The sequence below is a fragment of the Pantoea sp. X-Soil-YNGN-785 genome (assembly GCF_059730585.1).
Genome location: NZ_AP035942.1, coordinates 2025739 through 2038388 on the forward strand (window position 1 = coordinate 2025739; position 12650 = coordinate 2038388).

General features: G+C 56.3%; 13 protein-coding genes. 7 read left to right on the forward strand and 6 right to left on the reverse strand.

The annotated features are described in order from the left end of the window. Positions 1–220 precede the first annotated feature (220 nt). Complete coding sequence (gene ydfG, locus AC6I8E_RS09430) at positions 221–967, forward strand: bifunctional NADP-dependent 3-hydroxy acid dehydrogenase/3-hydroxypropionate dehydrogenase YdfG (RefSeq protein WP_497823915.1); 747 nt, start codon at positions 221–223, stop codon at positions 965–967. Between the two features lie 31 nt (positions 968–998). On the opposite strand, the gene AC6I8E_RS09435 is transcribed toward ydfG, so the two are convergent. Further along, the gene (locus tag AC6I8E_RS09435; RefSeq protein ID WP_041457218.1) at positions 999–1325 is read right to left on the reverse strand and encodes a YnfA family protein; all 327 of its coding nucleotides are present in this window, start codon (positions 1323–1325) and stop codon (positions 999–1001) included. 133 nt (positions 1326–1458) lie between these two features. Between AC6I8E_RS09435 and AC6I8E_RS09440 the strand changes: the two genes are divergently transcribed. Both AC6I8E_RS09440 and AC6I8E_RS09445 read left to right on the forward strand, forming a co-directional pair. Then, a complete protein-coding gene (locus tag AC6I8E_RS09440) occupies positions 1459–1782 on the forward strand; it encodes a DUF1283 family protein (RefSeq protein ID WP_497823916.1) in 324 nt (107 codons plus the stop codon). A 45-nt stretch (positions 1783–1827) separates the two neighbouring features. After that, the gene (locus AC6I8E_RS09445; protein WP_013357905.1) at positions 1828–2124 is read left to right on the forward strand and encodes a DUF1161 domain-containing protein; all 297 of its coding nucleotides are present in this window, start codon (positions 1828–1830) and stop codon (positions 2122–2124) included. A 39-nt stretch (positions 2125–2163) separates the two neighbouring features. On the opposite strand, the gene AC6I8E_RS09450 is transcribed toward AC6I8E_RS09445, so the two are convergent. Further along, positions 2164–3630 (reverse strand): MDR family MFS transporter, encoded by a 1467-nt coding sequence (locus AC6I8E_RS09450; protein WP_497823917.1) that lies wholly within the window; start codon positions 3628–3630, stop codon positions 2164–2166. Between the two features lie 392 nt (positions 3631–4022). Between AC6I8E_RS09450 and AC6I8E_RS09455 the strand changes: the two genes are divergently transcribed. The 4 genes from AC6I8E_RS09455 to osmV are packed head-to-tail and all read left to right on the forward strand — an operon-like array spanning position 4023 to position 7461. Further along, the gene (locus AC6I8E_RS09455; protein WP_013357908.1) at positions 4023–4739 is read left to right on the forward strand and encodes an ABC transporter permease; all 717 of its coding nucleotides are present in this window, start codon (positions 4023–4025) and stop codon (positions 4737–4739) included. Between the two features lie 17 nt (positions 4740–4756). Beyond that, entirely contained in the window at positions 4757–5668 is a 912-nt protein-coding gene (locus AC6I8E_RS09460) for a glycine betaine ABC transporter substrate-binding protein (protein WP_013357909.1), read from the forward strand. Between the two features lie 9 nt (positions 5669–5677). Continuing rightward, positions 5678–6325 (forward strand): osmoprotectant ABC transporter permease OsmW, encoded by a 648-nt coding sequence (gene osmW, locus AC6I8E_RS09465; RefSeq protein WP_010244802.1) that lies wholly within the window; start codon positions 5678–5680, stop codon positions 6323–6325. Next, positions 6325–7461, forward strand: a complete 1137-nt coding sequence (gene osmV / locus AC6I8E_RS09470; protein WP_013357910.1) for an osmoprotectant ABC transporter ATP-binding protein OsmV — start codon at positions 6325–6327, stop codon at positions 7459–7461. Before osmW ends, osmV begins: the two co-directional genes overlap by 1 nt. Before the next feature lie 531 nt (positions 7462–7992). On the opposite strand, the gene AC6I8E_RS09475 is transcribed toward osmV, so the two are convergent. From AC6I8E_RS09475 to AC6I8E_RS09490, 4 genes are all read right to left on the reverse strand, one after another. Next, positions 7993–9369 carry a nucleobase:cation symporter-2 family protein gene (locus AC6I8E_RS09475; RefSeq protein WP_033783148.1) on the reverse strand — a complete coding sequence of 459 codons (1377 nt, stop codon included), beginning with the start codon at positions 9367–9369 and terminating at the stop codon, positions 7993–7995. A 180-nt stretch (positions 9370–9549) separates the two neighbouring features. Continuing rightward, positions 9550–10248, reverse strand: a complete 699-nt coding sequence (gene bioD / locus AC6I8E_RS09480) for a dethiobiotin synthase (RefSeq protein ID WP_497823918.1) — start codon at positions 10246–10248, stop codon at positions 9550–9552. A gap of 113 nt (positions 10249–10361) precedes the next feature. Beyond that, entirely contained in the window at positions 10362–11579 is a 1218-nt protein-coding gene (gene mlc, locus AC6I8E_RS09485) for a sugar metabolism global transcriptional regulator Mlc (protein ID WP_013357913.1), read from the reverse strand. A gap of 130 nt (positions 11580–11709) precedes the next feature. Next, positions 11710–12603 (reverse strand): LysR family transcriptional regulator, encoded by an 894-nt coding sequence (locus AC6I8E_RS09490; protein WP_497823919.1) that lies wholly within the window; start codon positions 12601–12603, stop codon positions 11710–11712. Positions 12604–12650 lie beyond the last annotated feature (47 nt).

Sequence of the window (12650 nt, forward strand, 5' to 3'; positions counted from 1 at the left end):
ATGCAAACGGTTGCGATGCGATATCGCGCAGACAGGTTAACCTGAGTATGGCCTGCAACCCGACAATCCGCCCTTTTACGGTGCAGGCTGCTCTGAAAAGGCGCAGTGGGATACCCGTTAAAATCCGTTTACAGGCCAGTCTGCTTTTCCACGCGCAGAAGCAGAAATGAAATGCTATGGTGAAGCCATCGACTCTGAAAATGGCATAAGGAACAGTGAGATGATTATTTTTGTCACCGGCGCGACCGCTGGTTTTGGTGAAAGCATCACCCGCCGCTTTATTGAGAACGGTCATAAAGTGATCGCCACCGGACGCCGCGCGGAACGTCTGAAAGCGCTGAAGGATGAGCTGGGCGACAGCCTCTATACCGTGCAGCTGGATGTGCGTAACCGTGCCGTTATTGAAGAGGCGGTGGCACAGTTACCGGCAGAATGGCGCAATATTGACGTACTGGTTAACAACGCCGGTCTGGCGCTGGGCATTGAGCCTGCGCACAAGGCTAACGTCGAAGACTGGGAAAATATGATCGACACCAACACTAAGGGGCTGGTCTATATGACCCGCGCCCTGCTGCCACAGATGGTGGAGCGGGATGTGGGTCATATCATCAATATCGGTTCCATTGCCGGCAGCTGGCCGTATGCCGGGGGCAACGTTTACGGAGCGACCAAAGCCTTTGTGCGTCAGTTCAGCCTGAACCTGCGTACCGATCTGCACGGCACCGCGCTGCGTGTGACCGACATTGAGCCGGGTCTGGTTGGTGGTACCGAATTTTCCAACGTGCGCTTTAAAGGCGATGATGACAAAGCCGGTCAGGTCTATGAGGGCGCTACCGCTCTGACGCCGGAAGATGTGACTGAAGCGGTCTGGTGGGTCGCCACACTGCCTAAGCATGTCAATATCAATAGCCTGGAAATGATGCCGGTCAGCCAGACGCTGGCGGGCCTGAAAGTGCATAAGCCCTAAGCCTCTGCCGCGCCAGCCATCACGGCTGGCGCTAGCCGCGTCCCCAGCCCAGCACGATGATCAGCATGCCGCTGAAGGCAATCAATGCACCGCTCCAGTCCCACGCACTTAACTTCACGCCATCCACCACCCGTAACCAGAGCAGTGCGGTCAGCACATAGACACCGCCATAAGCGGCATAGACCCGTCCACTGGCGGCAGGATGCAGCGTCAGCAGCCAGACAAACAGCGCCAGACTCGCCGCGGCGGGCAGTAACAGCCACGCCGATCCCCCTTTTTTAAGCCATAGCCACGGCAGAAAGCAGCCGGTGATCTCCGCCAGCGCGGTAATAAAAAAAAGCAAGGCGGTCTTAATCAGCACTCTTACCTCTCCTGAACGTAAACAAACGACTCACCCCTGGTGAGCAAAGAAACGGCGATGATATACTATGAGTACTCGCTGCAACAGCCGTCCCGGATGGCGATGTTTGCGTTAACTAAAGGAAATTGTGATGAAAAAAATGATCCCTGCCGTGCTGATGGTGCTGCTCTCCACAACGGCGTTGACTGCCACTGCGAATACTAATCGTCTGATCATTGAAGATGGCAGTTCTGCGCTGAGCAATGAAGCAGCGCGTCAGGACAAAGAGCAATGGAATGACACGCGTATGCTGCGCAACAAAGTGAACACCCGCGTCGAAAAAGAGTTTGATAAAACCGATCGCGCCTTTGATACCCGCGACAAGTGCGAGCAGAGCCTCAATCTCAACGCGTACTGGGAACCTAACACCCTGCGTTGTCTGGACCGCCGTTCAGGTCGCCCGGTAGCGCCGTAAATTTGAGCTATAGTAATGACGGACGACTAACATAAGGAAGACGTGATGAAGCTACAGAGGGTTTTGTTAAGCGCGGCGTTATTTGCTCTGCCGCTGATGGCGCAGGCATCCTGCGAATCGGTAAAAGCCGATATCAGCCAGAAGATTATTCAGAACGGCGTACCTGAATCGGGTTTTAGTCTCGATATCGTTGCCAACGATCAGGTCGATCAGGCGGGCGGTCAGGTCGTTGGACATTGTGAAAACGACACACAAAAGATTGTTTACAAGCGTACAGGCCGTGACGATGAAGCCAGCGTCCCAGCCAGTGCCGGCAGTTCTCAGGACGCGCCAGCACAGTAGTGAGCACCAAACCAGGGCGATATCCTGTCGCCCTGCCCGTTATTCCGCCTGTTCCGGCCGCTGACGCGGCATCATCCATGCCACTCCCACCGCAAACAGAGCAATCACCAGGGCTACCACGAATACCCAATGCAGGGATGCGGCTATCGCTGCGACCATCTGCTGCAGGTTTTCCGGCTGTAACTGCTGGCGGCTGGGCTCGGACATAATCTGCTGCACCGGATCCTGCACCTGTGGCAGACGCCACTGCAGATTAAGATTCAGCACCGCCCCCATAATCGCCGTCCCTACCGCCGAACCCATCATCCGGCTGAACATAATAGAGGCGGTACAGATGCCCCGGATCTGGTAATCCGCCTGGTTCTGCACAGAGACCAGGAAGGTGGTGCTGGTCATCCCCATGCCGGTGCCGATCAAAAACGCCGTGAAGCCCGCCTGATAGAGGGAGCTGGCGGGCTGCAGGAACAGCAACAGGGCGCTGCCGGCGACCAGCAGCAGCGCGCCGAGCTGGGCAGTAAAGCGGTAGGAGGTGTGCAGCATCAATCTGCCACTCAGCGTGCTGGCCAGCGGCCAGCCAATCGACATCATTGCCAGCACACTGCCCGCCTGTAACGGTGAGCCGCCGCTGATCCCCTGAATCCAGGTGGGCAGAAACGCGCTGATGCCCATCATCGCCGCCCCGATAATCAGGTTACCCGCATTGCCTGCCACAATTAGCCGGCTGCGCCAGATCACCAGCGGAAACAACGGTGCCGCAGCACGCTGCTCGTGACGCTTGAGCTGCCAGCCCGCGAACAGAGAGAAAAGCAGGAACGGCACCAGCCAGAGGCCCAGCTGTTCCGCCTGCAACAGTGCAATCAACAGGGCCGTCACGCAAAGCATCAGCCAGCTACTGCCCGCCAGGTTCAGCGGCTGCGATAACTCCTCTTTCTGATGCGCCGGTAACCAGCGCGCCAGCATCAGCATACTGATCAGGCCAATCGGCAGATTGACCCAGAAAATCACCGACCAGCTAAAGTGCTGCACCAGCCAGGCGCCGGTCAGCGGCCCCACGATCGCCGCCACACCCCAGACACTGGAGAGCCAGCCCTGCACGCTGGCGCGTTCACGCGGCGAGTAGATGTCGGCCACGATGGTGGAGCTGAGTGGCATGATGGCACCCGCGCCAAGGCCCTGAAAGGCCCGGAAAAGAATCAGCCAGGTCATGGTATGGGCAAAGCCACAAAGCATCGATCCCACCAGGAAAATCGAGGTGCCGACAAAAAACATCGTTTTGCGCCCCACCATATCCGCCAGCCGCCCATAGAGCGGCACGCTGACCGCCTGCGTCAGCAGATAGATGGAGAAGACCCAGCCAAACTGCGAAAAGCCGCCAAGGTCTGCAATGATTGTCGGCATCGCGGTGGCCACAATCGTGACTTCAATGGCCGCCATAAACATCGCCAGCATGCAGGCGAGTAAGATCCAGTGGCGATGTCCGGTCCGGAGTTGTGCGCTGTCAGTCATAGGGTTCCTTTTTTAATCTGCAAGGCTAGCTGAAAAACAGCCAGTGCAGTTTCCCACGCGTGCGCATTTTCTGCGCCATCTGTGACGGTGTAACATAAAGTCGATGAATTTTTTTTATTGTCGCATTAGCCCAGCGGCTACGCGGCTTTATCACGCTTTTAACCTGTTTCTATCTGCCTGATTTCGGGCTTAAAAGCTGGCTTGTACAAAAAAGGCCTGCTATAGCATTACACCATCTTATTCGGTATTCACTGAAAAAGAGTGGATAAACAGTCATTTTATCTACATTTTATCGCAGTTTCGGTATTGGGCGCGGCGGCAGTTTTTGCCGTACCTGTCGGGCTGTTTATGGTTGTTATAACAATTGAGATCGTTATCAGGGAGATTCTCCTATGCAAAATGCTTCACTGGCCCGACGCGCCGGTCTGGCACTGCTTGCAGTGGTCGCGGTGATCGCGGTGCTGATCTGGGGCTTAGGCTGGGATCAGCTGGTCGCACGTAAAGTCGATCTGCTTTATCTCGGGCAACAACATCTTTTCTTAGTTTTCTGGTCAATGCTGTTCGCCCTGCTGGTCGGTATTCCCAGCGGCATCCTGCTTAGTCGCCCGTTTGCGCGTCGCTGGGCCGAGTATGTGATGCAGATTTTCAATGTCGGTAACACCCTGCCACCGCTCGCGGTGCTGGCACTGGCGATGGTTATTATCGGCATTGGCGACCGTCCGGCGCTGATTGCGCTGTTTCTGGCGTCGCTGCTGCCCATCGTCCGCAATACCTTCTCGGGTCTGAGCGCGGTTCCTCCGTCGCTGATTGAGGCCGCCAACGGCATCGGCATGACCAAATGGCAACGTCTGCGTCAGGTTGAGCTGCCCAACGCGATGCCGGTGATCCTCTCTGGCGTGCGTATCGCCACCGCTATCAACGTTGGCACCGCGCCACTGGCCTTCCTGATTGGTGCCAGCAGTTTTGGCGAGCTGATCTTCCCGGGTATCTATCTGAATGACTTCCCGACCCTGATTCTGGGTGCCGTTGCGACTGCGTTGGTGGCACTGGTTCTGGATATGATGCTGGCCGCGCTGGGCCGCTTTCTGAGTCCGCACGCTGCGGCCTGACCACAAGGAGCTTTGCAATGCTAACGAAGTGGATTAAGAAAAGCGCTGTCGCGCTGACCGCGACGCTGCTGCTCAGCCAGACGGCACAGGCGGCTGCCCCGCTGGTAATGGCAACCAAGAGTTTTACCGAGCAGCATATCCTGTCAGCCATGACGGTACTCTGGCTGCAAAAGAAAGGTTTTGAGGTGGTCCCTAAACGCAATATCGCCACCACCATTGGCCGTAACGCGCTGCTGAATAAACAGATTGATATGGTCTGGGAGTATACCGGTACGTCACTGATTATCTTTAACCACATCAGCCAGCCGATGTCTTCACAGCAGGCGTATGAGACGGTGAAACAGCTGGACGGAAAACTGGGACTGGTCTGGCTGAACCCGGCGCCGATGAACAACACCTACGCCTTTGCCATGACTCAGGAGCGGGCCAAAAAAGAGGGCATCAATACGATGTCACAACTGGTCGCGAAAGTGGAACAGGTTCGTCAGTCTGACCCGGACCACAACTGGCGGCTGGGGCTGGACCTGGAGTTCGCGGGGCGTTCAGACGGCCTGAAACCGCTACAGAAGACTTACAACCTGGCGCTGGATCGCCCGCAGATCCGTCAGATGGACCCGGGTCTGGTTTATAACGCTATTCGTGACGAATTCGTGGATGCCGGTCTGATCTACACCACCGATGGCCGGGTTAAAGGCTTTAATCTGAAAGTGCTGGAGGATGATAAACACTTCTTCCCAAGCTATAACGTGACGCCGGTCGTACGTCAGGATGTGCTGGCGAGCCATCCAGGGCTGGATAGTGCCCTTAATCAGCTCTCTGCACAGATCACCAATGAGGCGATTACCGAGCTGAACAAGCGGGTCGATATCGACCATGAGTCACCGGAAAAAGTGGCACGTGATTTCCTTCAATCCAAAAACATGCTGTAAGGAGGCACTGTGGATACCCTTCACTACATCATGGATAACTGGAGCACTCTGCTCACCCTGAGCTGGCAGCACAGCTGGCTGGTGCTGGTTGCGGTCGGTCTGGCCATTGTGATTGGCGTGCCGCTGGGCATTCTGATCGTGCGCGTCAGATGGCTGGCTACACCGATTCTCGGTATTGCCACCGTAGTACTGACCATTCCGACTATTGCGCTGTTTGGTCTGATGATCCCGCTGTTTTCGCTGATCGGTCAGGGCATCGGCGCGCTGCCAGCGATTACCGCCGTGTTTCTCTACTCGCTGCTGCCGATTGTCCGCAACACGCATACCGCGCTGGAGAATCTGCCGGACGGTTTGCGTGAGGCCGGTCGCGGCATCGGCATGACCTTCTGGCAGCGTCTGCGCTGGGTTGAAATCCCGATGGCGCTGCCGGTGATTTTCGGCGGCATCCGAACCGCCGTGGTGATGAACGTTGGCGTGATGGCGATTGCCGCCGTGATTGGCGCGGGCGGTCTGGGCCAGCTGCTGCTGGATGGTATCAGCGGCAGTGATATTCGTATGCTAATTGCTGGCGCATTGATGATTTGTCTGCTGGCTATTTTTCTTGACTGGCTGCTGCACCGTTTGCAGCAGGCGCTGACTCCAAAGGGGATTCGATAATGATTACGCTGGAAAACCTGACGAAAACCTTTACTCAGAAAAACGGCACCACCAATAAAGCCGTCGATAACGTCAGCCTGCATGTGCCAGCCGGTGAGATGTGCGTGCTGCTGGGTCCATCGGGCTGCGGTAAAACCACCACGCTGAAGATGATTAACCGCCTTATTCCGGCCACCAGTGGCCGGATCCTGATTAATGGCGAAGACACCAGTACGCAGGACACAACCACCCTGCGCCGCAACATTGGCTATGTGATCCAGCAGATTGGTCTGTTTCCCAACATGACCATCGAGGAGAACATTACCGTCGTGCCGCGCATGCTGGGCTGGAATAAGAAGCAGTGTCATGAGCGCGCTACAGAATTAATGAGCATGGTTGCGCTGGACCCTAAAAAGTTCCTGCACCGCTATCCGCGTGAGATGTCCGGCGGTCAGCAGCAGCGTATCGGCGTGATTCGTGCGCTGGCTGCGGATCCACCGGTATTGCTGATGGATGAGCCGTTCGGTGCTGTCGACCCAATTAACCGTGAAGTGATTCAGAACGAGTTTCTCGATATGCAGCGTCAGCTTAAGAAAACCGTAATGCTGGTGAGCCACGACATTGATGAGGCGCTGAAGCTCGGCGATCGCATCGCGGTATTTGGTCAGGGTAAAATCGTGCAGTGCGCCAGCCCGGATGAGTTGCTGGCTACCCCGGCCAATGAGTTTGTCGGCTCGTTTGTCGGTCAGGACCGCACCCTTAAGCGCCTGTTACTGGTGCAGGCGGGCGACGTAACCGATCAGCAGCCGACCATTACTGTGCGCCGCTCGACGCCGCTGGAAGAAGCCTTTGGCACTATGGATGAGAACGATATGCGGTCGATTACCGTGGTCGATGAGGATGGCAAACCGCTGGGCTTCGTGAAGCGTCGTGAAGCACGTAACGTCAGCGGCCGTTGTGAAGAGAAGCTGCACACCTTTAAGGTCACGGGTAAAGCCGAAGAGAACCTGCGAGTGGTGTTGTCGAAACTCTACGAGCACAACACGGTCTGGATGCCGATTGTCGATGAAGAGGGTCGCTACAGCGGGGAGATTTCGCAGGATTATATCGCGGATTACCTCAGCTCGGGTCGAACCCGTCGTCGTCTGAATCCATAGTCCAGTCAGACGAAAGGGCCGCCATGGCCCTTTTAATCGCAGAGAAACCCTAATCTGGGTGAAACTGACAGCAATACAAAAGCTTAATGCGCAGGGAACTGGGTCATAAGAGAAAAGCGTCCCGCGGCATGGACAAAAACGCCGGGAGCGTTTTTGAACAACGCGAAGCGTTGGCCCGGTTACGGGCGCACCTCATGGATGAGGTGCGTAATCGCGCGGGCCGAGCGTGCCAGGGATGGCGGCTTTTGCGACTTTCCGATCTGACCCTGTTCCCTGAGCAGGCTCGCTCTTAAAGCGAATCAGTTTACTGGCTGCATCGGACCATTCTTTCTGGTGTTTCAGGTAATGGCTCAGGGAGCATACGCCCTCCGCAAAGACGCAAAACCCGCCATCCCTGGCGGGCTCAGCGCGGACCATCCCTGGCCCGCGATGCTTTGCTACACGCGTATGCTTCCATCGCTTTAATTTCTGTGTTGTCTGTAAGAAATACATTGATCCTTCTGTGTTTCTAAACTTCCTGATTATCTGCTTTTAACTTCCAGTCAGCGTTTCCGCTTCAACCTCGTCCACCGCAGGTGCCTCATCTGGCAGCACCAGATTGAGCACAATCGCCAGAATGCCGCCGGTCGTCACCGCGTGACCAAATAAATTGTTAATCAGCGGCGGGAACTGCTTCAGTACCTCCGGCACGGCTTCCACACCCAGTCCAATCCCAAATGAGATCGCGACAATCAGCATCTCGCGGCGGCCCAGCGGTGTCTGCGTCATCACCCGGATACCGGCAGCGACTACACTGCCAAACATCACCACTGTCGCCCCGCCCAGCACGGGCGGCGGGATCTGCTGCAACAGCGACCCGACATAGGGAAAGAGCCCCAGCAGCGCCAGCATAATCCCCAGCAGCATACCGACATAACGACTGGCAACGCCGGTCATCTGGATCACGCCATTGTTCTGCGCAAACGTGGTGTTAGGAAAGGCAGAAAAGACCGCGGCCAGCACGCAGCTCAGGCCATCGGCAACAATGCCGCCCTGCAACCGCTGCTGAAAAGGTTTGCCGGTAATCGGCTGTTGTGAAATCAGGCAGTTAGCGGTGAGATCCCCGACCGCTTCAATCACCGCAATCACAGACACCAGCGCAATCGGCAGAAAAATGGTCCAGTCAAAGGCGAAACCAAACCGGAAGAAAGCAGGCAGCACCAGCCAGCTGCTCTCCGGCGCGGCCCTGAGTTGCAGATGACCAGTTAAGGCTGCTGCAATACATCCCACCGCAATGCCAGCCACCACCGCCACCAGTCGCGCCCAGCGGTTACGTGAGCGGTTCAGCGCCACGATCACCAGCAGCGTCAGTGCGCCCAGCGCCAGATTCCCCGGTGAGCCAAAATCTGTGGCGTTGTGACCACCCGCCCAGTCTGTAATGCTGACTTTAATCAGGCTGATGCCTATCAGGGTAATGACCGTACCGGTCACCACCGGCGTCAGCACTTTGCGCAGCGTGCCGACGCAGCGACTAATCAGAACCGGGATCAGCGCCGCGACCAGATTGCAGCCAAACAGCATCGCCATAATCTCTTCCGGCGAGCCGCCACGCCCTTTTACCATCAGGCCACCGGAGAGAATCACCCCCAGAAATGCAAAACTGGTTCCCTGCAGACAGATCATGCCCGCGCCAACGCCATAAAAACGTCGGGCCTGCATAAACGTGCCTAAACCGGAGACGAACAGCGACATGCTAATCAGATAAGGAATATAGGCCTGCAATCCCAGAACCGAGCCAATAATCAGCGGTGGTGTGATAATGCCCACCACGCTGGCCAGCAGATGTTGCAGCGCGGCGAAGAACGCCGGGACGGGGCCAATGCGGGCTTCAAGCCCATATAACAAACCTTTCTCGTGCGAATGCGACATGGTGGTGCTCCGGCTCTGTGTGATAAGCGGAGTTAATGCATTTTCTGCGCCATGACGTCAGGGTTTCGCGACAGTCGATCCAGGTCTTTCAAATTTAAACAGAAATAGTTGCAGACAGCCCGGGATGAGCCTGAAACTTTAGGCTCACCCCGGACTCAGTTGATTTGTTTTGTTTCATAATCAGGCGATCTTTGCACTCACAGCGTGCAAAGCATCCTTTTCCAGCAGTGAAATATCGACCCAGGACGTGAGATCGCGCTGTTCAGCGCGTGGCAGATAAGGCAGTTCGCCCAGCAGTGGCGCAGCAATTTTTTCCTGCAGCACTTCAATAATGTCGCTGTATTGTGCCAGTCCCGGATTGATGCGATTCGCAACCCAGCCCACCAGTGGCAGTCCATCCCGCGCTATCGCCTCTGCCGTCAGCAGAGCATGACTGATACAACCCGACTGGATGCCGACCACCAGCACCACTGGAAGCTGCTGCTCAACGACCCAGCAGGAGAGTGGACGTCCGTCATTCATCAGGCTGCGCCAGCCGCCTGTGCCCTCAATAACCACGCGATCGGCCTGCTGCGTCAGGCTGGTTAATCCCCGGGTCAGCAATCCGTAATCGATAATCTGCCCCGGATGTGTGCAGATCTCCTCTTCCTGGAAAGCCAGCGGATTGATCGCCAGATAGGGTAAGTCGATAGATGACGAACTTTGCAGAACCTGTGCATCTTTGTTACGCAGGCCATCAGCGGTTCTAATGGCACAGCGCGCGACGGGCTTGTAGCCCACAGCCTTTTGTCCGGTCTGGATAAAACTTTGTAACAGCGCGCGGGACACCACCGTTTTGCCCACTGCGGTGTCGGTGCCGGTAACAAATAATCTATTCACACAACTTCTCCTCTCGAACCGTTGCGGTTAATCGGTGATTAACCTTGCTGCGAAACGGCATTTTAAGGAATGAAGGATGAGAATGGATTGCGTTAGCGCAAGTTCAGGTCTGCTTAACCTTGCAACAGTTTCACTAACAGGTGCCCGTTGTAGAGTGCGTCTTTGATCAACGCGGCACCGCCCAGCGTTCCAGGCTCGCTGAATTCAGTGGGTGCCAGCTGAATGCCGGCGCTGTAGGCAGGCAGTGACTGCTGCAGAATAGTGTTGCTTACCGCGGGAAACAGCACATCAGCGGCGGCATTGAGAGGAGAACCGATAAGAATATGTTGTGGATTGAAGATATTAACCATCATTGCCAGGATCCGCCCAACGTGATGCCCGACGCTGGCAATGGTGTCACGCGCCAGACGATCGCCCGACTGCGCGGCCGCACACAGTGACTGAAGCGTCAGCGGCTGGTTATTGAGCAGGCTGTCAGGCTGGGCAGGCAGTCGCTGCGCCGCCAGCGCCAGTAAACTGCCAGTGCTGGCTACCGTCTCCAGACAACCATGATTCCCGCAGTAACACTGCTGGCCATAAGGGTCAATCTGAGTATGGCCAATCTCGACCAGCGCCCGACCGCTCTTATGCAGCAGCTGACCGCCACTGATGACGCCAGCTCCCACAGTTTCATCAATCACAATCTGAATCACATCCTGGGCACCGCGCGAAGCACCAAACAGCGACTCCGCCAGCGTCCAGGCTGAAATGTCATGCTGTACAAACACCGGCAAGCCGGTTCGCGCCGCCAGCGCATCGCCCAGCGGCATATCGCGTACCTGATAACCCGGCAGCCGATGCACCACGCCTGACGCAGCGTTGATCAACCCCGGCAGCGTAATGGCGATGGCCGTGAGACGTTCCAGCTTCTTCTGATGGCGAATAAAGAAAGCATCGACCTGTTCAATCAACGAGGTCAGTAAGGGCTGAGCAGATTCATCGGGCAGCGGGAGACGCTCTTCTGCCAGCTCACGGCTGCTGAGATCGCGCAGCGTAAAGGTCATGGCACCGCGATGCAGACGAATCGCCAGATAGTGCCAGGCGTCGGTATCCAGTATCAGGCCAATCGCCGGACGGCCACGGCTGCCGGGATCCTGAAACTCGGTCTCCTGCACCAGATGCGCATCCAGCATCTCACGCACAATTTTGGTTATGCTGGCCGGAGCAAGCTGAGCACGGCGGGAAAGTTCGATACGCGAAATGGGACCGTAACGGTCAATTAATCGATATACGACACCTGCATTGGTCTGCTTGATCTGGTCAATGTGGCCAGGTTGACTGTCCGGATTCACAACCCTGCTCCCGGTTATTTTCGCGCTTCTAAATAAACATGCGCCATGGTGAGGCAGATCAGGCGACAGCGTCAAATATTTGATTAGAAATGTGATTTATCGCACAGATTGATGCTGTGTCGCGCTCGCTTCAGACCCGGTTTTCCCGCAGCAACGTCATCATATTCTCCATCTGTGCATTTATTTCGCGTCCGGCTGACCAGACCAGCCAGAGTTCTGAAATCGCATCCTCTTCCGTTAACGGCAGCCAGACCAGATCGGCCAGCCGCGCCCGGCGAAAAGAGGCGGGCAGAATGGAAACGCCTAAACCGGTTGCCACCAGCCCCAGGATGGTCATCGCTTCACCGACTTCCTGAGTAATGTAAGGCTTGATGTGGTAGCGGTGCAGCAGTGCCAGAATGTCGCTATAGAGCGCGGTTCCGCCCTGAGGATCGAAAAAGACAAAGGGTTCAGCCGCCAGCGCCGTCACAGAGATCTTTTCAGCCTCAGCCAGCGGATGCGCCTTGTGGACCACGGCATAGAGCGGCTCGCTCAGCAGCAGCTGATGACGCAGGTCGGCGGGCAGCGGCGTGTTGCGCATCACGCCGAGGTCGAGCCGTCCGTCATGTAACGGGGCCAGCTGCTGGCGGGTATTAATCTCCTGCATCTGAATATGCACCTGTGGCCAGCGCTGTCGGAACCGGAAGAGCGCATCAGAAACGACAGCGGTAAAGGGTGCCGACGAGGTAAAGCCGATACGCAGCTCTCCCTCTTCACCACGATGCAGCCGGGCAGCACGATCGGCGGCCTGCTCAACCTGCAGGATTATCGTGCGGGCATCACTCAGCAGTTGCTGTCCGGCAGCGGTAAGCTGCACGCTGCGGTTGGTGCGATTGAACAGCCTTGCGCCGGTCTCCGCTTCCAGCTGAATAATCTGCTGACTGAGCGGCGGCTGGGAAATATTCAGACGCCGGGCCGCCCGCCCGAAATGGAACTCTTCCGCCACCGCAATGAAGTAGCGCAAATGACGCAGTTCGATATTCATATTTTAAACGTCTTATTTGAGATTATTAATATATTAGACAGCATAAT

Coding starts and splice junctions, on each gene's coding strand:
- ydfG (WP_497823915.1), top strand. CDS start 221: ATGATTATTTTTGTCACCGGCGCGACCGCTGGTTTTGGTGAAAGCATC.
- AC6I8E_RS09440 (WP_497823916.1), top strand. CDS start 1,459: ATGAAAAAAATGATCCCTGCCGTGCTGATGGTGCTGCTCTCCACAACG.
- AC6I8E_RS09445 (WP_013357905.1), top strand. CDS start 1,828: ATGAAGCTACAGAGGGTTTTGTTAAGCGCGGCGTTATTTGCTCTGCCG.
- AC6I8E_RS09450 (WP_497823917.1), bottom strand. CDS start 3,630: ATGACTGACAGCGCACAACTCCGGACCGGACATCGCCACTGGATCTTA.
- AC6I8E_RS09455 (WP_013357908.1), top strand. CDS start 4,023: ATGCAAAATGCTTCACTGGCCCGACGCGCCGGTCTGGCACTGCTTGCA.
- AC6I8E_RS09460 (WP_013357909.1), top strand. CDS start 4,757: ATGCTAACGAAGTGGATTAAGAAAAGCGCTGTCGCGCTGACCGCGACG.
- osmV (WP_013357910.1), top strand. CDS start 6,325: ATGATTACGCTGGAAAACCTGACGAAAACCTTTACTCAGAAAAACGGC.
- AC6I8E_RS09475 (WP_033783148.1), bottom strand. CDS start 9,369: ATGTCGCATTCGCACGAGAAAGGTTTGTTATATGGGCTTGAAGCCCGC.
- AC6I8E_RS09490 (WP_497823919.1), bottom strand. CDS start 12,603: ATGAATATCGAACTGCGTCATTTGCGCTACTTCATTGCGGTGGCGGAA.